The organism is Streptomyces sp. TG1A-60, from assembly GCF_037201975.1.
GTDB lineage: Bacteria > Actinomycetota > Actinomycetes > Streptomycetales > Streptomycetaceae > Streptomyces.
The window spans coordinates 937,877-957,382 of the sequence record NZ_CP147520.1 but is presented as its reverse complement, the minus strand read 5'-3'; the positions used below and the strand labels follow the sequence as shown (position 1 = coordinate 957,382).

General features: G+C 71.3%; 19 protein-coding genes. 18 read left to right on the top strand and 1 reads right to left on the bottom strand.

Annotated elements, in window-relative coordinates:
- Positions 1-455: 455 nt before the first annotated feature.
- From WBG99_RS03580 to hypE, 16 genes are all read left to right on the top strand, one after another.
- Positions 456-770, top strand: a complete 315-nt coding sequence (locus WBG99_RS03580) for a DUF6400 family protein (protein ID WP_338894932.1) — start codon at positions 456-458, stop codon at positions 768-770.
- Positions 757-1,014: a hypothetical protein gene (locus WBG99_RS03575; protein ID WP_037749509.1), complete on the top strand. Its 258-nt coding sequence runs from the start codon at positions 757-759 to the stop codon at positions 1,012-1,014. The genes WBG99_RS03580 and WBG99_RS03575 overlap by 14 nt, the downstream gene beginning before the upstream one ends.
- A 187-nt stretch (positions 1,015-1,201) precedes the next feature.
- Positions 1,202-2,971 (top strand): enoyl-CoA hydratase-related protein, encoded by a 1,770-nt coding sequence (locus WBG99_RS03570; protein ID WP_338900195.1) that lies wholly within the window; start codon positions 1,202-1,204, stop codon positions 2,969-2,971.
- A 63-nt stretch (positions 2,972-3,034) separates the two neighbouring features.
- Complete coding sequence (locus WBG99_RS03565; RefSeq protein WP_338894931.1) at positions 3,035-4,123, top strand: hydrogenase expression protein HypE; 1,089 nt, start codon at positions 3,035-3,037, stop codon at positions 4,121-4,123.
- A gap of 81 nt (positions 4,124-4,204) precedes the next feature.
- Positions 4,205-5,989: a nickel-dependent hydrogenase large subunit gene (locus WBG99_RS03560; protein ID WP_338894930.1), complete on the top strand. Its 1,785-nt coding sequence runs from the start codon at positions 4,205-4,207 to the stop codon at positions 5,987-5,989.
- Complete coding sequence (locus tag WBG99_RS03555; RefSeq protein ID WP_338894929.1) at positions 5,986-6,531, top strand: hypothetical protein; 546 nt, start codon at positions 5,986-5,988, stop codon at positions 6,529-6,531. The genes WBG99_RS03560 and WBG99_RS03555 overlap by 4 nt, the downstream gene beginning before the upstream one ends.
- Positions 6,528-7,184 carry a DUF5947 family protein gene (locus WBG99_RS03550; RefSeq protein WP_338894928.1) on the top strand — a complete coding sequence of 219 codons (657 nt, stop codon included), beginning with the start codon at positions 6,528-6,530 and terminating at the stop codon, positions 7,182-7,184. The genes WBG99_RS03555 and WBG99_RS03550 overlap by 4 nt, the downstream gene beginning before the upstream one ends.
- Positions 7,181-7,873 carry a DUF6084 family protein gene (locus tag WBG99_RS03545; protein ID WP_338894927.1) on the top strand — a complete coding sequence of 231 codons (693 nt, stop codon included), beginning with the start codon at positions 7,181-7,183 and terminating at the stop codon, positions 7,871-7,873. Before WBG99_RS03550 ends, WBG99_RS03545 begins: the two co-directional genes overlap by 4 nt.
- On the top strand, positions 7,870-9,297 hold the full coding sequence (locus WBG99_RS03540; RefSeq protein WP_338894926.1) for a hypothetical protein: 1,428 nt from the start codon (positions 7,870-7,872) through the stop codon (positions 9,295-9,297). Before WBG99_RS03545 ends, WBG99_RS03540 begins: the two co-directional genes overlap by 4 nt.
- A complete protein-coding gene (locus WBG99_RS03535) occupies positions 9,294-9,845 on the top strand; it encodes a hydrogenase maturation protease (RefSeq protein ID WP_338894924.1) in 552 nt (183 codons plus the stop codon). The genes WBG99_RS03540 and WBG99_RS03535 overlap by 4 nt, the downstream gene beginning before the upstream one ends.
- Before the next feature lie 261 nt (positions 9,846-10,106).
- Entirely contained in the window at positions 10,107-10,505 is a 399-nt protein-coding gene (locus tag WBG99_RS03530) for a hydrogenase maturation nickel metallochaperone HypA (protein ID WP_338894923.1), read from the top strand.
- Between the two features lie 3 nt (positions 10,506-10,508).
- Entirely contained in the window at positions 10,509-11,264 is a 756-nt protein-coding gene (hypB, locus tag WBG99_RS03525) for a hydrogenase nickel incorporation protein HypB (protein ID WP_338894922.1), read from the top strand.
- Positions 11,261-13,645, top strand: a complete 2,385-nt coding sequence (hypF, locus tag WBG99_RS03520) for a carbamoyltransferase HypF (protein WP_338894920.1) — start codon at positions 11,261-11,263, stop codon at positions 13,643-13,645. Before hypB ends, hypF begins: the two co-directional genes overlap by 4 nt.
- A 31-nt stretch (positions 13,646-13,676) precedes the next feature.
- A complete protein-coding gene (locus tag WBG99_RS03515) occupies positions 13,677-13,982 on the top strand; it encodes a HypC/HybG/HupF family hydrogenase formation chaperone (RefSeq protein WP_338894918.1) in 306 nt (101 codons plus the stop codon).
- Positions 13,979-15,106, top strand: coding sequence for a hydrogenase formation protein HypD (gene hypD / locus WBG99_RS03510; RefSeq protein ID WP_338894916.1), 1,128 nt, complete (start codon positions 13,979-13,981; stop codon positions 15,104-15,106). The genes WBG99_RS03515 and hypD overlap by 4 nt, the downstream gene beginning before the upstream one ends.
- On the top strand, positions 15,099-16,178 hold the full coding sequence (gene hypE, locus WBG99_RS03505; protein WP_338894914.1) for a hydrogenase expression/formation protein HypE: 1,080 nt from the start codon (positions 15,099-15,101) through the stop codon (positions 16,176-16,178). The genes hypD and hypE overlap by 8 nt, the downstream gene beginning before the upstream one ends.
- Before the next feature lie 50 nt (positions 16,179-16,228).
- On the opposite strand, the gene WBG99_RS03500 is transcribed toward hypE, so the two are convergent.
- Positions 16,229-16,615 carry a hypothetical protein gene (locus WBG99_RS03500; protein WP_338894912.1) on the bottom strand — a complete coding sequence of 129 codons (387 nt, stop codon included), beginning with the start codon at positions 16,613-16,615 and terminating at the stop codon, positions 16,229-16,231.
- Between the two features lie 722 nt (positions 16,616-17,337).
- Between WBG99_RS03500 and WBG99_RS03495 the strand changes: the two genes are divergently transcribed.
- Together WBG99_RS03495 and WBG99_RS03490 are read left to right on the top strand one after the other, a co-directional pair.
- Positions 17,338-18,663: a nodulation protein NfeD gene (locus WBG99_RS03495; protein ID WP_338894910.1), complete on the top strand. Its 1,326-nt coding sequence runs from the start codon at positions 17,338-17,340 to the stop codon at positions 18,661-18,663.
- A complete protein-coding gene (locus WBG99_RS03490) occupies positions 18,660-19,451 on the top strand; it encodes a slipin family protein (RefSeq protein WP_338894908.1) in 792 nt (263 codons plus the stop codon). Before WBG99_RS03495 ends, WBG99_RS03490 begins: the two co-directional genes overlap by 4 nt.
- Positions 19,452-19,506: the final 55 nt, after the last annotated feature.

Sequence of the window (19,506 nt, the reverse complement as noted above, 5' to 3'; positions counted from 1 at the left end):
CCGTCGGCGGGGTGGCCGGGCCGTGGGTGGTCCGGATCTCGATCCTCGGAGCCGATGCCGGGACCTCAGCTCCTTGGCGACCTTCCTCCTGTCGTGGAGACGCGGCCCGGGGCCCGCCGACAGGTCCGGCGGCCGGCCGGACCGGAGGATGGACGGTGTCGCGCGCCCCACAGGTCGTGCACCCGTCCACGAGTCGGGCCCCACTCCCTTGGGGTGCCGTCAGGCGCGGGTGCTGTCCGGCGAGGCGCCGCCCACTGCCGTGCGTCGGCCGGGGGATCGCGGGTCGGGCCCGCAGCGAGCCGTCTGCCGGTGGCGTACCCGTGTGTGCGAGGAGAGCGCCCCGCTCCACCCGGCCGATACGAGGTCCGCGTCAGGGTGTCCGGGGCCGCGGGTCTGCTGTGACTTCTCCCACCTGCTCTTGCCGGGGCGAGGAACGCTTACCTACGTTCGGTCGCATGTCCTCCCACGGCCGAGCCCTTCCTGGCGAACCGGACGAACCCGCCGAGGCGAGCAGGCCTGCGGCGGACCGGCCTGGCGCCCGCCCCCTGGTAGACCTGGACGTCGACCTGAGCTCACACGAACTGCTCCGGCGCGCTCACGTCCTGGACGCCCTCGGCCCCGACTGGGACCCCCTCGCCGCACTACGCGGCGAGGAAGCGGCGTATGAGCTGCTCTATTCCGGCCTCAGCGCGGAGCAGCAGCGCGTGTACGACGAGCTGGTCGCGGCCGGTGTCCTCCCGCGGAGAGGGGACGGCCATGCTGCCGCTTGACCCGCAGGCCGACGTCGGGCGTCGCGCCTGGGTGGCCTGCCCGAACTGCGACGACCGCCGCGGGTGCGGCACCTGCGAGCAGGGTCGCACCTGCTCCGAGCACTGGCGCTACCTGCTCTCCAACGTCGGCAGCCTGCTCCACCTGCAGTGCCGGTCGTGCACCCACATCTGGACCCACGAGACCCATTTCGGTGCCACCCGCTCACCGTGGGAGCGCATCACCAGCGGCCTGCGACGACGGTGATCATCCGCGACGGCTGCCTCGGTGCGCGGGGTCCTCGTCGCGGGCGATGACCGGTGAGGCCGGACGGCGGATCGGCGCCCGCTTTCGGATGACGTCACCGTCTGCCGCCGGTGACGGCAGGCCGCCGTGGCCGAGGATCGCGGTCGGCGGTCATCCCTGCCTGCCGTTCGTCCGCCCGGAGGCAGCCGTGCACATCCTGCTCCTAGCCAGCGCGTTCAACAGCCTCACCCAGCGCCTCCACGCCGAACTGCGCGACCGTGGCCACACGGTGGCGGTGGAACTCGCCCTGCCCGGCAGCCCGTTGCCGGAAGCCGTGCGGCGGCACGCACCGCAGCTCATCGTGGCGCCGATGCTGAAGACGGCGATTCCCGAGGAGGTGTGGACGGCGCACACGTGCCTCGTCGTCCATCCGGGGCCCATGGGCGACCGCGGGCCGTCCTCCCTGGACTGGGCGATCCACGAGGGCGTCGAACAGTGGGGCGTCACCGTCCTGCAGGCCGACGGGGAGATGGACGCCGGTGACGTGTGGGCCTGCGTACCGTGTCGGATTCCTCAGGTGTCCAAGAGCGAGCTGTACCGGGGCGAGATCGCCGACGCCGCGCTCGAGGCCGTCATGCTCGCGGTGGAGCGCTTCGCCGGGGGAACCCACGCACCGCGCCAACAGGACGCCGACGATACGGTCGGCACGCGTCCGTACCTCGACCAGAGCGTCCGGCGGATCGACTGGACAGAGGACTCCACACAGGACGTCCTGCGCAAGCTGAGGGCAGCGGATTCGCAGCCCGGTGTGCTGGACGTGCTGCTCGGCGGTGAGTGGTATCTGCACGGCGGTCACCCCGAGAGCGTGTTGCGCGGCCGTCCGGGCGAACTGCTGGCCACCCGCGCCGGGGCGCTCTGCCGGGCCACCAAGGACGGCGCCGTGTGGATCCCCGAGCTACGGCCCCGGCGCGGGTCCGGGCAGCCCTCCACCTTCAAACTGCCTGCCGTGCGGGCACTGGGCGACCGGCTGCCGCCGCTGCCCGAGCATGCCCTGCCCCCGTTGCCCGAGGTGCGGCACCGTACCTGGACGGACATCCGCTACCGGGAGGACGGGAACGTGGGCTTCCTCTCGTTCTCCTTCCCCGGCGGCGCCATGAGCACCGAGCAGTGCCGACGCCTGCTGGACGCCTACCGGGAAGCGTGCGCGCGGCCCACGTCTGTGCTGGTGCTGGGCGGCGAACGGGACCTCTTCTCCAACGGGATCCACCTCAACGTCATCGAGGCCGCCGACGACCCCGCTGCCGAGTCCTGGGCGAACATCAACGCCATCGACGACCTGGTCGAGGCGGTCCTGACGACGACGGACCGGCTGGTGGTCTCGGCGGTCGCGGGCAACGCCGCGGCGGGCGGGGTGATGCTCGCCCTGGCGGCCGACGAGGTGTGGTGCCGCTCGGGCGCCGTGCTGAACCCTCACTACCGTCTGATGGGCCTGTACGGCTCGGAGTACTGGACGCGCACTCTGCCACGCAGGGTGGGTCCCGCGACCGCCGAGCGGCTCATGCGTGAGGCTCTGCCGGTGAGTTCGGCGAGCGCACTGCGCCTCGGGCTCGTCGACCGCGTGATCGGATGTGGTCCTGGCGAGTTCGCGGGGGAGGTCGGCGGCCTGGCCGCGCGACTGGCCTCACGTCCGGCTACGGCGTCACGGATCACCGCGAAGAAGACGGAGCTGGACCGGCTGGAGAGTGCGACCCCGCTCGCCGGCTTCCGCGAGCGGGAGCTGGTCCGGATGCGCCGCACCTTCGACGACCCGGACGCCCCGTATCACGCTCTGCGTCGCTCCTTCGTCCACAAGGAGCGACCACCGCGCACCCCGCCGCACCTCGGTCCGGCCCCGGCTGCGCGAACGGCTCCGATGCCCTCTGCCGCGCATGTCACCGGAACGGCCCCCGATGACGTCTCGTCACGGGCGAACGACTGATACGAAGAAGGCTGACGGTCGAAATACAGGCCTTCATCCCTTACCTCCCCAGGAGGCGGTCCCATGACTGAGGCGACGCCGGGCACAGTCGATGCCGCGGACGCAGGCGGCGCGCCCGCCGACGAGACACCCACGATCCACATTCTCTGGATCAACGCGGGGCTGAGCTGCGACGGCGACTCGGTCGCGTTGACGGCGGCCATGCAGCCCACCATCGAGGAGATCGTGCTGGGTGCGCTGCCGGGGCTCCCGAAGATCGCCGTCCACTGGCCGCTCATCGACTTCGAGTGCGGCCCGGTCGGCGGCTCGGACACGTTCATCGAGTGGTTCTTCAAGGGGGAGCGCGGCGAGATCGACCCGTTCGTCCTGGTCGTCGAGGGCTCCATCCCCAACGAGGCGATCAAGCCCGAGGGCTATTGGTGCGGCTTCGGCGACAACCCGGAGACCGGTCAGCCGATCACCACCAGCGAGTGGATCGACCGGCTCGCCCCGAAGGCACTGGCGGTCGTCGCCATCGGCACCTGCGCCACCTACGGCGGCATCCACGCCATGGCGGGCAACCCGACCGGCGCGATGGGCGTGCCGGACTACCTCGGCTGGGACTGGAAGTCCCACGCCGGCATCCCCATCGTGTGCGTCCCCGGCTGTCCGATCCAGCCCGACAACTTCTCCGAGACGCTCACCTATCTGCTCTACCAGGCGGCCGGCGCCGCCCCGATGATCCCGCTGGACGACAAACTGCGTCCCACCTGGCTCTTCGGGGCCACCGTGCACGAGGGCTGCGACCGCGCGGGCTACTACGAACAAGGCCAGTTCGCCCTGTCGTACGACTCGCCGACGTGCCTGGTCAAGCTCGGCTGCTGGGGCCCGGTCGTCAAGTGCAACGTGCCCAAGCGCGGCTGGATGAACGGGATCGGCGGCTGCCCCAACGTCGGCGGCATCTGCATCGCCTGCACCATGCCCGGCTTCCCCGACAAGTTCATGCCGTTCATGGACGAGCCACCCGGCGCCAAGGTGTCGAGCAACGCCAGCGGAGCCTACGGCGCCGTGGTCCGCAAGCTGCGGTCGATCACGGCCAGGACGGTGGACAAGGAGCCCAAGTGGCGCCGCACCGGAGACAAGATCACCACTGGATACCGACCCCCGTGGTGAGTATCCGCCGCAAGTAGTCCGCTCCTTGCTTCGTGCACCCCCCACACGAACCTCCCGCGCAACGAAGGGCACGGCACACAGATGGCACCGACGACGAAGGCGTCCGGCGACGGCAGCGGCCTGGTGGAGATGGCCTGGGACCCGATCACACGGATCGTGGGCAGCCTCGGCATCCACACGAAGATCGACTTCAAGCAGAAGCGGGTCGCGGAGTGCTACAGCACGTCGTCGGTCTTCCGGGGCTACAGCGTCTTCATGCGCGGCAAGGACCCCCGCGACGCCCACTTCATCACCAGTCGCATCTGCGGGATCTGCGGGGACAACCACGCCACCTGCTCGGTGTACGCGCAGAACATGGCGTACGGCGTGAAGCCCCCGCACCTCGGCGAGTGGATCATCAATCTCGGCGAGTCCGCGGAGTACATGTTCGACCACAACATCTTCCAGGAGAACCTGGTCGGGGTCGACTACTGCGAGAAGATGGTCAAGGAGACCAACCCCGGTGTCCTCGAACTCGCCGAGCGCACCGAGGCCCCGCACGCCGCGGAGCACGGTTACCGCACGATCGCCGACATCATGCGCTCGCTCAACCCCCTGGAGGGCGAGTTCTACCGCGAGGCCCTGCAGGTGAGCCGCTACACGCGGGAGATGTTCTGCCTCATGGAGGGCCGCCATGTGCACCCCTCCACGCTCTACCCGGGCGGCGTCGGAACGATCGCCTCCGTGCAGCTCTTCACGGACTACCTCAGCCGGCTGATGCGCTACGTGGAGTTCATGAAGCGCGTCGTGCCCCTGCACGACGACCTGTTCGACTTCTTCTACGAGGCGCTGCCCGGCTACGAGGAAGTGGGCCGCCGACGTGTCCTGCTCGGCTGCTGGGGAGCGCTCAACGACCCCGAGTACTGCGACTTCACCTACGCGAACATGACGGACTGGGGCCGGCGCATGTTCGTCACACCCGGCATCGTCGTCGACGGCGAACTCGTCACCAGCGACCTCACCGAGATCAACCTCGGCATCCGCATCCTGCTGGGCAGCTCCTACTACGAGGACTGGCAGGGCCAGGAGCAGTTCGTCACCCACGACCCGCTCGGCAACCCGGTGGACCCGCGCCACCCGTGGAACCAGCACACCATCCCCGCCCCGCAGAAGCGGAACTTCGACGACAAGTACAGCTGGGTGATGTCGCCCCGCTGGTTCGACGGCAAGGACCACCTCGCCCTGGACACCGGCGGCGGCCCCATCGCCCGCCTGTGGTCCACCGCCCTGTCCGGACTCGTCGACATCGGGTACATCAAGGCCACCGGCCACAGCGTGGTCATCAACCTGCCCCGCACCATGACCAAGCCGGAGACCACCTTCGAGTGGAAGATCCCGAAGTGGTCCAACGCGCTGGAGCGCAACCGCGCCCGCACGTACTTCCAGGCGTACGCCGCCGCCGTCGCCCTGCACTGCGCGGAGAAGGGCCTGGAGGAGGTCCGGGCCGGACGCACCCAGACCTGGGAGAGGTTCGAGGTCCCGGACGAGGGCATCGGCGTCGGCTTCACCGAGGCGGTCCGGGGCGTGCTCTCCCATCACATGGTGATCCGCGACCGCAAGATCGCCAACTACCACCCGTATCCGCCGACCCCCTGGAACGCCAGCACCAGAGACACCTTCGGCACGCCGGGCCCGTACGAGGACGCCGTGCAGAACACCCCCATCTTCGAGGAGAACACCCCGGAGAACTTCAAGGGCATCGACATCATGCGCACCGTCCGCAGCTTCGACCCCTGCCTGCCCTGTGGCGTCCACATGTACGTCGGCGGCGGCAAGACGGTGAAGTCGATGCACGTGCCCACCGGCCTGAGCGGACTGGGCGGATGAGCGCGGTGACGGCGGTGGCGCCGGTCGACGCGGAGCAGACCGGACGCCGTGTCGAGGAGGTGCTGGAACGACTGACCGCGAGCGGCGACCCGGCCGCCGCCGCGGCGGCGGAGGAACTCGTCCGGTCCCTCATGGACTTCTACGGTGCCGGCCTGGCCCGCATCCTCCGTCTGCTGTCCTCCGCCCCCGGAGCGCCTTCGGATGCACTGCTCGGTGACGAACTGGTCGCCGGCCTGCTCGTCCTGCACGACCTGCATCCCGAGGACCGCGACACCCGCGTCGTCCGGGCCCTCGACAGCGTCCGGGAACACGCCCTGGACGTCGTGGACTTCGACGAGGAGAGCGGCACCCTGACGCTGCGGGCCCGGGAGACCGGCGGCTGCGGTTGCGGATCCGGATCCGGAGCGGGCGCCCGGGAGGCCGCGGAGGCCGCGCTCGCCTGCTTCGCACCGGAGGTCAGGGCCGTCGACGTACAGACCGAGCCCGCCGGGCCCGCGCTGCTCCAGATCGGTACCGGTCCGGCACCGACGAGGACCCGGTGAGCGCGTCCCAGGCGCCCGCCCGGCGTGCGCGCCCCTCCGGGCTGCGGAGATACCTCACCGAGCGTCCGCCCCGGCCCGAGCGATGTGAACTGTGCGCGGTGCCCGTGACGGAAGCGGACCACCGCCACCTGGTGGACACCGAGAAACGTGCTCTCGTCTGCGCCTGCACCGCCTGCGCGCTGCTGATGGAACAGCCTGGCGCCGCCGCGGGCCGCTTCCGCACGGTCCCCGCCCGCTACCTCACCGACCCCGCACACCGCCTCGACGACGACGCGTGGGGCGCGTTGCAGATCCCGGTCGGCGTCGCCTTCCTCTTCCGCAACGCGGCACTCGACCGGCTGGTCGCCCTCTACCCGAGCCCGGCCGGAGCCACCGAGAGCGAACTCGAACCGGCCACGTGGACAGCGGTCCTCGGTGGCAGCCGTCTCGCCGAACTGCTCGAACCCGACGTGGAGGCGCTGCTGCTGCGCCGCACCGACGGCCGCTGCGAGTGTCACCTCGTCCCGATCGACATCTGCTACGAACTCGTGGGCCGCATGCGCCTGTTGTGGCAGGGCTTCGACGGCGGAGCCGAGGCCCGTGCCGCTCTGGACGCGTTCTTCGCGGACGTCTCGCGCCGCGCCCGGCCCGTGGACGAGGCGGTGCGGCCGTGACCGAGTTCTCCTTCGCCTGCACCGGCGTCCGCGCCGACCGGTACGCCGCCGGTCCGACCCTCGTCTTCCGGCTGCGCGTCACCGCCGCCGGCAACGCACGCGTGCACGCCCTCGCGCTGCGCTGCCAGATCCGCGTCGAACCCGCCCGCCGCGGCTACGAGCCCGTCGAGGCCGACGGGCTGGCGGACCTCTTCGGCGAGCGCTCACGCTGGGGCAGCACGCTCCAGCCGGTGCAGTTCGCCCAGGTCTCGCTCATGGTCCCCGGCTTCACCGGAGAGACCGAAGCCGACCTCGTCGTGCCCTGCACCTACGACATGGACATCGCCGCCACCCGCTACCTCACCGCCCTCACCGGTGGTGAGGCGCCACTGCTGATGCTCTTCTCCGGCACGGCGTTCACCGGAGCCGGCGGATTCCAGGTCGAGCCGGTCCCGTGGGACCGGGAGGCGGCCTTCCGGCTGCCGGTCGCCACCTGGCGGGAGATGGTGGAGCAGCACTTCCCCGGGTGCGGCTGGATCCGGCTTCCGCGCGAGACCATGGACGCCCTCCTCGCCTACCGCTCCCGGCACGCCCTGCCCTCATGGGAAGCCGCCCTCAACGCACTGCTGGACGCCGGCGGGGCCGCGGACCCGCCCCGGAGCGACCCCTTCCGCGCGCTCACCGGCACCACCGGAAGGACGGATCCGTGACCCTGACCGCGTTCGCCCCCGAGACGGAGGAGCGGTTCGCGCTCGCCCGGCAGGTGGCCGACGCCGTCCTCTTCGAGGGGTATGTGCTCTACCCGTACCGGGCCTCGGCCGCCAAGAACCGGCTGCGCTGGCAGTTCGGGGTGCTCGTGCCGCCAGGCTGGGGCGCCGAGTGCGAGGAGCACGACTTCCAGCACACCGAATGCCTGATGGAACCGAAGGCGGGCGCGACCCTCTCGGTCGAGGTGCGTTTCCTGCACGCCCGACGGCGCACGGTGCAGCGGGCCCGCCCGGACGGCGGCTTCGACACGGTCGCCGAGCTCCGCCTCGACGACCGGGTGCTGGTGCCCTGGGACGAGGGACGCGAGGAACGCGTCGAGGTGGTCGCCTCGGTGGACGAACTCCTCGGCGACGGCGTCACCCATGCCTTCCGACGCCCGGCCCAGGAGGGCACCGCACCCGTGCTGGACGCGGCCGGCCGGACCGTGGGCCGACTGGTCCGGCGGTGCGAGGGGATCAGCGGGACGATCCGGCTGTCCGCCCGCGAACTCGACGGCCCCTATCGGGCCCTGCGGCTGACCGCCGTCGTCGAGAACACCAGCGACTGGAAGCCAGGGGGCCGCGGCGCCGACCGGGACGAGGCGCTGCCGCACTCCCTGATGGCCACCCACCTCCTCATGGCCCTCAGCTCCGGATCGTTCCTGTCGATGACCGATCCCCCCGAGTGGGCCAAGGGCGCGGTCGCCGCCTGCCGCAACCTCCACACCTGGCCCGTACTCGCCGGCGAACCCGGTCGCGCCGACCTCGTGCTGTCCTCGCCGATCATCCTGGAGGACCATCCGGCCATCGCACCGGAGAGCCCCGGTGCCCTCTACGACGCAACCGAGATCGACGAGATCCTCGCGCTGCGCACCGCGGCCCTCACCGACGAGGAGAAACGCGAGGCCCGGGGCACCGACGACCGAGCAGCCGCCGTGATCGAGCTGGCGGACTCGATGCCGCCCGAGGTGCTGGAGCGTCTGCACGGGGCGGTGCGGAGCCTGCGCGAGGTGACCGGACCGGACCCCGCAGCATCGGACGGCGGTTTCCCCGACGAGTACGGGGTGCGGCGGCCGGACACCCCCTGGTGGGATCCCGCGAGCGAGGCGGGCTTCGACCCGGCGCACGATCGTGTGGTGGTCGACGGCCGGTCGGTCGGCAAGGGCAGCCGCGTCGAGCTGCACCCGGGCCTGCGGCGCACCGACGCACAGGACATCTTCCTGCGGGACCGCACCGCGAAGGTCGAGGCGGTGCTGCACGACGTCGACGGCGGCGTGCACCTGGCGGTCACGGTCGAGGGCGACCCGGGCGCCGACATCCGCCGCGAGCAGGGACGGTTCCTGTACTTCCAGCCCGACGAGGTCACACCGCTGGAGGACGACGCATGAACCTTCCCCCACCGGCAGGCCCAAGGACTCTCGTGGCGGGCATCGGCAACATCTTCCTCGGAGACGACGGCTTCGGCGTGGAGACCGTGCGCCGGCTCGCCGGGCGCGACCTGCCCGGACACATCGAGGTCGTGGACATCGGCGTGCGTGGGGTGCACCTCGCCTACCAGCTCCTGGACGGCTACGACACCCTCGTCCTCGTGGACGCCACCGCACGCGGCGAAGCCCCCGGCACGCTGTACGTGATCGAACACGACGTCGGCGGCCGGAGCCCTTCGCCCGGCGCCCCCGCGCTGGACGGCCACCGGATGACCCCCGACACCGTCCTGGCGCTCCTGGGCACCCTCTGCGCCGGGATCGGCGGCGCGCCACCACGCCGCGTCCTGGTCGTCGGATGCGAACCGGCCTCGGTGGACGAACGCATCGGTCTCAGCGCGCCGGTGTCCGACGCCGTACCGGAGGCCGTCCGGCTGATCGAAGAGCTGTTGCACGACGGGGAGCCGGGAGAGTCCGCGCCGCGGGCCACGGCCGGGGAGATCTCGACATGAGGAGAGACGGGATGAAGAAGATCGTCATCGGCGGAGCGGCCCTCGCCGCCATGGTCGCTCTCGGCGCCCAGGTGCTTCCCGACCTGAGGCGCTACCTGCGGATCCGACGGATGTGAACCACGGGCGCCGCCCGGTGGCGCCGTGCCGTTGCGTCGAACGGCGTACCTGCGGCCAGGCGACGGCGTGCCGGGCCGTGCGCCCCGGATGCGCGCGCCTCTAATGAAGCCCGACCGGAGGCAGGCTGCGCAAGGACGGAGGGTCATGCACGAGATGTCCGTCGCGCTGGCCGTCGTGGACCAGGTGGCAGAGGCCGCCACGCGTGCCGGAGACGTCACGGCGGTGCGGTCGGTACGGCTCCAGGTGGGCGAACTGGCCGGAGTCGTACCCGATGCGCTCGCCTTCTGCTTCGAACTGGCCTGCGCCGGAACCCCGCTGGAAGGTGCCGAACTGGTCACCGAAGCGGTGCCGGGGCGGGCCCGGTGCACGCCCTGTGCCCACGAATGGGCCGTCGGCATGCCACCCCGGCTGACCTGCGCCGAGTGCGGCGGGACACGCACCGAACTGCTCACGGGCCGGGAACTGCAGATCCTCGACGTGCACTGGGAGGACGGCGACCCCGCTCCCACGCCCGCCCACGAACCGATCCCGGAGGAGCGCTGAACCATGTGCCGAGTCGTCGATCTGCGCCGGACCGTACTCGCGAGGAACGACGCGAGCGCCCACGAACTGCGTGCCCGCCTCGCCGCCCGAGGCACCGCGGTCGTCAACCTGCTGTCCAGTCCCGGCAGCGGCAAGACCGCACTGCTGGAGGGCGAACTGCTGCGGGCACGGGAGCGGTCCGTTCCCGTCGCGGCGCTGAGCGCCGATCTAGCCACCGAGAATGACGCGGCACGCCTGGCGCGTTCCGGTGTCCCGGTCAAGCAGGTGCTCACCGACGGACTGTGTCATCTGGAAGCGGGGATGCTCGCCGGGCACCTGGACGGGTGGCTGCCCGACGACACCCGGCTGCTGTTCGTGGAGAACGTCGGCAACCTGGTCTGCCCGGCCTCCTACGACCTGGGGGAGACGCTGAGGGTCACCCTCGCCTCCGTGACGGAGGGGGAGGACAAGCCGCTCAAGTACCCCACCGCCTTCGGTCTCGCCCACCTGGTCGTGGTCACCAAGACCGACATCGCCGAGGCCGTCGAGTTCGACGAGGCCTTGTTCCGCGCGCATGTGGAGCAGGTCAACCCCGGAGTCGAGGTGGTCCTGACCTCGGCACGTCGGGGGCAGGGCGTCGGCGCGCTGCTCGACAGGGCGATGGCAGCCGCGGACGGCGCACCCCTCCACGCGCCGGTCATGGCCCGCCCGCCCCACCACCACGGTCACACCCACGCGCACCCGGAGGCCACCGGCACCATGGCCCACACCCACTCGTGAGCGGTCCGCAGGCCCCGGCCACCGTCGCCGGGGACACTCCGCTACGTCGCCGGGTCATTGTCCGGGGAGTGGTGCAGGGCGTGGGCTTCCGGCCCTATCTGTACGGCCTCGCCACCGAACTCGCCCTGGCCGGTCACGTGGCCAACACGCCGGACGGCGTCGTCGTGGAGGTCGAGGGCACCGCCTCGGCCGTGGCCCGGTTCTGTGACCGGATCGCCGCCCAGGCACCTCCGTTGGCCCGCGTCGAGTCCGTGCACCACCGGGAGGTGCCTCCGGCCGGCGGCACCGCGTTCACCATCCTCACCTCCCGCGCCGACGGGCCCGCGCGCACCCTGGTCTCCCCGGACTCCGCCACCTGCGCCGACTGCCTCTCCGAGCTGGCCGACCCGGCGGACCGGCGGTACCGCCACCCGTTCGTCAACTGCACCCACTGCGGCCCGCGCTTCACGATCGTCACCGGTGTGCCGTACGACCGGGCCAACACCACCATGGCCGGCTTCGCGATGTGCCCCGACTGCGCCCGCGAGTACGCGGATCCGGCCGACCGCCGATTCCACGCGCAGCCGGTCGCCTGCCCGGCCTGCGGGCCACGTCTGCGGCTGCTCGTCGCCCATGAGCCAGGGCCCAGGAGTCCCGACGGGGCGGACCCGGTCACCGAGGCCCGCACGCTGCTGACGCGGGGCGCGATCGTGGCCGTGAAGGGCCTGGGCGGCTACCACCTGGCCTGCGATGCCACCAACCAGGCGGCGGTCGCCCTCCTGCGCCGCCGGAAGGCGCGCGGGGACAAGCCGTTCGCCGTCATGGCCCGGACCGCGGACGACGTCCGGCACCTCGTCCGGTTGAGTCTCGAGGAGCGGAGCCTGCTCGAAGGCCGGGCCCGGCCGGTCGTCCTGGTGAGGCGGCGCCCGCACCCGTCGTACGGCGCCGGGGACCCGCGGCCCGCCGAGGCCGTCGCGCCAGGCAGCCCCGACCTCGGCGTGATGCTGCCGTACACGCCCCTGCACCATCTGCTGCTCGGCCTGCCCGGCGACCCGGACGGCCCCCGGCTGCTCGTCATGACCAGCGGTAACGTGTCCGGGGAGCCGATCGTCACCGACGACACCGAGGCGCTGGAGCGGCTCGCGCACCTGGCCGACGCCTGGCTCACGCACGACCGGCCGATCCACGTCCCGTGCGACGACTCCGTGGTCCGCGTCTGCGACGGGGAACCGCTGGTGATCCGCCGCTCACGTGGCTACGCGCCGTTGCCGGTCTCCCTCCCGCTGCCCGTACGGCCGGCCCTCGCCGTCGGCGGAGACCTGAAGAACGCCTTCTGTCTGGGGGCGGGCCGCCGAGCCTGGCTGTCGGCGCACATCGGCGACATGGACGACGTCGCCACGCAGCGGGCCTTCGAGCACGCGGCGACACAGTTGGAGTCCCTCACCGGGGTGCGGCCCGAGACCCTGGTGTCCGACCGGCATCCCGGCTACCGCTCCGCCCGATGGGCCGACCGGAACGCCGCACATCGGCCCGTCGTACGCGTCCAGCACCATCACGCGCACGTCGCCGCCGCGATGGCCGAGCACCGGCTGGACGGCTCCCGGGCCGTGATCGGCGTCGCCTTCGACGGCACGGGCCACGGCGACGACGGTGCCGTGTGGGGCGGGGAGTTCCTGCTCGCGGACTACGACCGCTTCACCCGGTTCGGGCACCTCGCGTACGTCCCGCTGCCCGGTGGCGACGCCGCGGTGCGCCGACCGTACCGCATGGCGCTGTCCCATCTGAGGGCGGCCGGGATCGAATGGTCCGCCGACCTCGCCTGTACGGCCGCCTGCCCGCCCGATGAACTCCGCCTCCTGCAACAGCAGTTGGAACGAGGCCTGAACTGCGTCCCCACGTCCAGCATGGGCCGGCTCTTCGACGCCGTGGCCTCCCTCGCCGGTGTGTGCCACCGAGCCGGATACGAGGCACAGGCCGCCGTCGAGCTGGAGGGCGCGGCGCTGCGCGCGCCCGCCGAGGACACCACCGCGTACGCCTTCGCCCTTCGGACGTCGGAGCAGCACGCAGGCGCCGTCGTGCGGGCCGATCCGGCACCCGTGCTCGCGGCGATCGTCGGCGACCTGCGGGCGGGCGCCGGGCCGGCGCTGGTCGCGGCGCGCTTCCACCGGGGCGTGACCGGTCTGGTGCACCGGATCTGCGCGCGGGCGCGCGAGCGGCACGGGCTGGACACGGTCGCCCTGACGGGAGGCGTGTTCGCCAACACGCCGCTCTCCTCGGCCTGCGCCGCCGCCCTGCGCGAGGACGGCTTCACGGTCCTGCGGCACCACCTGGTGCCGCCCAACGACGGGGGTCTGGCGCTGGGCCAGTTGATGGTGGCCGCCCGGTCCGCTCCCACCGACTGACCCACGCGCGTCCCACAGCGAGGAGAGGCTCATGTGCCTGGCGGTACCCGGCAGAGTGATGGACATCGAGGAACGGGACGGCACCCGGATGGCCACCGTCGACTTCGGCGGCGTGGTCAAGGAGGTGTGCCTGGAGTACCTGCCCGACCTCCAGGTCGGCGAGTACGCCATCGTCCACGTCGGTTTCGCCCTGCAACGGCTGGACGAGGAGTCGGCGCGGCAGACGCTCGATCTCTTCGCCGAACTCGGAATGTTGCAGGAGGAGTTCGGCGATGCCTGGGAGACGGCGGCGATGGAGGCGGGCGTGGACCCGGTGGAAGAGGTGCGCAAGTCGTGAAGTACATCGACGAGTTCCAGGACCCGGGGCTGGCACGCCGGCTCCTCGACGACATCCACGCCACGGTGACCAGGCCGTGGGCCCTGATGGAGGTGTGCGGAGGGCAGACGCACAGCATCATCCGCCACGGCATCGACCAGCTCCTGCCGGAGGAGGTCGAGCTGATTCACGGGCCTGGCTGTCCGGTGTGCGTGACCCCGCTGGAGGTCATCGACAAGGCTCTGGAGATCGCCTCCCGGCCGGAAGTGGTCTTCTGTTCCTTCGGTGACATGCTGCGCGTGCCGGGCACGGGACGGGACCTGTTCCAGGTCCGCGGGGAAGGCGGTGACGTACGCGTCGTCTACTCGCCGCTGGACGCGCTGCGGATCGCCCAGCAGAGCCCGGACCGTGAGGTGGTGTTCTTCGGCATCGGCTTCGAGACGACGGCACCTCCCAACGCCATGACGGTCCATCAGGCCCGGAAGCTGGGCATCGAGAACTTCAGCATGCTGGTGTCCCATGTCCGCGTGCCACCGGCCATCGAGGCGATCATGTCGTCGCCGAGCTGCCGGGTGCAGGGCTTCCTCGCGGCCGGGCACGTCTGCAGCGTGATGGGCGTGGGGGAGTACCCGGAACTCGCCGAGCGCTTCCGCGTTCCGATCGTCGTGACGGGCTTCGAACCACTGGACATCCTCGAAGGTGTGCGCCGGGCCGTCCGCCAGCTGGAACGCGGTGAGCACACCGTCGACAACGCCTACGCCCGTGCGGTTCGCCCGGAGGGCAACCCGGCCGCCCGGACCATGCTGGAGGATGTCTTCGAGGTCACCGACCGCGCCTGGCGCGGCATCGGGGTGATCCCCGACAGCGGCTGGCGGCTGTCGTCGAAGTACCGCGACCACGACGCCGAGTACCGCTTCGCGGTCGGCGGAATCCGGACGGCCGAACCCGCCGAGTGCCGCAGTGGAGAGGTCCTGCAGGGGCTGCTCAAGCCGCACGAGTGCGAGGCCTTCGGCACCCTGTGCACCCCTCGCACCCCCCTGGGAGCCACCATGGTCTCCAGCGAGGGCGCCTGCGCGGCGTACTACCTCTACCGGCGGCTGGACCTGCCCGCCACCAAGGCCCGGGAGGCGAGCCCCGTTGTCTGACACCACCGATCTCCCCGTCCCCGCCCCGGACCCCGCAGCGTGGACCTGCCCGGCACCGGTGCGCGACCTGCCCCGCGTCGTCATGGGCCACGGTGGTGGCGGGGCCCTTTCCGCCGAACTGGTCCGGCAGATCTTCGCCCCCGCCTTCGGGGGCGACGTGCTCGCCCAGATGGGTGACGCCGCCGTCCTCTCCCTGGGTGGTGCCCGGCTGGCGTTCTCCACCGACTCCTACGTGGTGCGGCCGTTGTTCTTCCCCGGCGCAAGCATCGGCGACCTGGCGGTCAACGGCACCGTCAACGACCTCGCCATGAGCGGCGCCCGTGCCGCCTACCTCTCCTGCGGATTCATCCTGGAGGAGGGCGTCGAGCTGGACGTGGTCACGCGGGTGGCCGAGGCGCTGGGGGAGGCCGCGCGCACCGCCCGTGTGGAGGTGGCCACCGGCGACACCAAGGTGGTGGAGTCCGGCCACGGCGACGGGATCTTCATCAACACGGCCGGCATCGGTCTCGTCCCCGCGGGCGTCGATCTGCGTCCTCAGCGGGTCGTCCCCGGCGACGTCGTGATCGTCAGCGGCACCATCGGTGTCCACGGGGTGGCGGTCATGAGCGTTCGCGAGGGCCTGGAGTTCGAAGTGGAGATCAAGAGCGACTGCGCGGCGCTCGGCGGCCTGGTCGACGCCATGCTCGCCGTCACCCCGGATCTGCACGTGCTGCGCGATCCCACCCGAGGGGGCCTGGCGGCCGCGCTCAACGAGATCGCGGAGGCCTCCGGCACCGGGGTGGTCATCCGGGAACGCGACGTCCCGGTCCCGTCGGCCGTGGTCAACGCCTGCGCCATCCTCGGACTGGACCCCCTGTACATCGCCAACGAGGGCAAGCTGGTGGCCTTCGTACCACGCGAGCACGCCGACGCCGTCCTCGAGGCGATGCGAGCGCACCCCCTGGGCGCGGACTCCGTGATCATCGGTGAGGCCGTCGAGGCGCATCCCGGCATGGTCGTGGCCCGCACCGGCCTCGGGGGAACGCGGGTGGTCGATCTGCCGATCGGGGAGCAACTGCCGCGGATCTGCTGACGGAGGCGTCGCCCGTCGAGGAGCCGGTCCTCCGGGCGCCGATCGGACCGTCAGTCCGCCCGGCGCCCGGACGGCGGGTCCTGTGGGTCCACGCCGGTCGTGGCGGAAGCGTCCTTCGTGCCGCTGGGGCGCTGGGAGCGGCCCTTGCGTCCGGTGCCGCGCCTGCCCTCCTCGGACGCGTCACCGTGCTCCTCGCCGCGCGCACCGCGACTCTCGACCGTGTCACCGGGAACGGACTTCGTCTCCTCCGCGGACTTCGTCCGGCCCCGGCCTCTGTCGCCGGCTTCTTCAGCGGTATGGAAGGAGCGGTGGGCGCTCGGGTTGTCCTGCTGGCGCGTCTCATCCACATCGGGCGACCAGCCGTGCTGCCCGGCGCCCTGGTGACGGCCGGGGCCCTTGCCGTGCCGCGACTCGGACGAACGTGATTTCTTCGACATGGACCGACCTGCCTGTTCGTTGTCAGTGGGGGCGACGGTCACGCGTCGCCACGATGCGTCGATTATCCCCTGGTGTGGCGATTCGGGCATGTTGTGGCGATTCTTGTGGTGCTCTGGCAGCCACCACACGCCGCGAGGGTCACCTTCCTGTCGCACCACGGACTGATCGGTGACGGCCGAGGTCGCGCCCTGGCCGGGCGGGTGGGGACGGAGGCCTTGGTGGCCACGGGATGAGCGCCACGCTTTCCATGTGCCTCTTGCCGACGGCGCCACCGGAACGCGCCTCCGAGCCGTCAGCGCGCCGGATGGAAGGCCCCGGCCGCCGGCGGACGACTCGTCCGGGAACCCGCGCCCGGTCCGGCCTGCCGAATGCCGGTGATGGTTCTGCCGGAAGAGGAGCGACTCCTGGCGGAATCCTGACGACGGCCGTCTCGAATCCGGGAGTCGCCGGCCGATCCAAGCGGCCAAAGCAGCCTCCGCCGCCGACACGGCGACGAACCGGAGGCGGGGCCGTTCGAAACACCCCCCGTACGGCTGCTGCGCCCTTCGTTGCCAAGACTCGCCAGGGCGGCCACATCCGCGATGGCCGAGTTCCCCGCACCCCGTGCGCTTCACGCGCCGCAGAGGGGTACTCGGCTACGGCGTCGAAACGGAAGGTTCAGTTCCGGAAAAAGAGGCGTCGGAAGGGAGTGGATGCGGTGGCTGGCTGCGGCCCTCGGTCGATGGCCGGGATGTTCGCCCGGGCGCTCCTGGTCGCCCTGGCGTGTGTGCTCGGTCTGCCCGCCGCCGGTGCGGCGCAGGAGTCGCGTGTGCTGGTGACGCAGGTGGACGACACGATCACGCCGGTCATCGCGGATCATCTGGAGGAGGGACTGCGCACCGCGGAACGAGACGGTCACGCCGCGTACGTGGTGGAGATCGACACACCGGGCGGGCTGCTGGTCTCCACCAGGGAGATCGTGCAGGACTTCCTGTCCTCGCCCGTGCCGGTCATCGCTTACGTGACGCCCTCGGGTGCGAGGGCGGCGTCGGCCGGCGCCTACATCACGATGTCCGCGCACATCGCCGCGATGGCACCCGGCACACACATCGGCGCGGGAACACCGGTGACCGGGGAGGGGGACGAGGCCAGCGACAAGGTCGTCAACGACTCCGCCGCGTTCGCCGTGTCGATCGCCGAGCGCCGTGACCGGAACACCGAGTTCGCCGAGAGCATGGTGCGTGACGGAACATCGGTCGCCGACCGGGAGGCCCTGCGGGACGACGTCGTCGACCTTGTGGCCCCCTCCAGGGATGCCCTGCTCGACGACCTGGACGGACGCACGGTCGTCGTGGGACCGCAGGACGCCACCCGCGAAGTGGAGCTGCACACGTCGAACGCCCGGGTCGTCGAGCACGACCTGGGATTCTTCGGCAACCTGCGCCAGTGGCTGGCGAGCCCGGAACTGGCGTTCCTGTTCCTGTCGATCGGAACCCTGGCCGTGCTGTACGAGCTGGCCGCGCCGGGCATCGGCTTCGCCGGCATCGTCGGCGGCATCCTGCTGGTCCTCGGCTTCGTGGCGCTGAGTGTGCTGCCGTTCAACGCCGGAGGCCTGCTGCTGCTCCTGCTGGCCGCCGGACTGTTCGTCGGCGAAGTCCTCACGCCGGGAGTCGGCGTGTTCGCCGCTGGGGGGACCGCTTCGCTGGTGATGGCGGGGATCCTGCTGTTCCAGGGGGAGCTCCGCGTCGATCCGGCCGTTCTCTGGCCCACCGCACTGGTCGTCGGAGGCGGCGCACTCATCGCGGGCCGCCTCGCCTGGCGGGCACGCCGCGCTCCCACGCTGGGCGGCGAGGACGCACTGGTGGGGCGCGAGGCGGTGGTCTCGCGCATCGAGGGCGGTGCCGGTCAGGTCCTGCTCGACGGAGCGTGGTGGACGGTACGCGGACGCGATGCCCCGGTGGCCGAAGGGAGGCGCGTGCGCGTGGTGGCCCGCGAGGGACTCGACCTCGTCGTCGAGGGCGCATCCTCACCCGGCGAGGGCCGGGATCCCACGGAGGAGGAAACATGAACGGCGCACTGACCGGCATCATCGTCGCGGCGGCCGTCGCGCTGCTGCTCCTGCTCATGGCCGTCAAGATCGTTCCCGAGTACGAACGCGGAGTGATCTTCCGTCTCGGACGCATCATCGGAGCCAAGGGGCCGGGCCTCTTCGTGATCATTCCCTTCGTCGACCGAATGGTCCGTGTCTCCCTGCGGACCGTCACGATGGACATCCCGCCCCAGGACGTCATCACCAAGGACAACGTCACCGTACGGGTCAACGCCGTCACCTACTTCAACGTCGTCGACCCCAATCGCTCGGTGGTCGCCATCGAGGACCATGTCAAGGGCACCTCGCAGGTCGCCCAGACCACCCTGCGCAGCATCCTCGGCCAGATCGATCTCGACGAATTGCTGGTCAACCGGGACGAGATCAACCAACGGCTGCAGCAGATCATCGACCGCGTCACCAACCCCTGGGGCGTCAAGGTCACCCTCGTCGAGGTCAAGGACGTCGAACTGCCCCAGCCCATGCGCCGTGCCATGGCCCGCCAGGCCGAGGCCGAGCGCGACCGGCGCGCCAAGGTCATCCACGCCAAAGGCGAATACGAGGCCGCCGAAACCCTGGCCGACGCCGCCGACCGCCTCGAAGGCCACCCGGCGGCCATGCACCTGCGGATTCTGTCCACCATGGCCGAGATCTCCGAGGAACGGAACTCCACGCTCATCTTCCCGCTCCCCATGGAGGTGCTGCGCCTGGTCGACATGCTTCGCCCGTCCGACCAGACCCCTGCCACCGCGAAGAAGTCACCATGACCACTCTCCGTGAGACGGGTCTGCGGGCTTTCGCCACTCAACAACGAGGTGACCG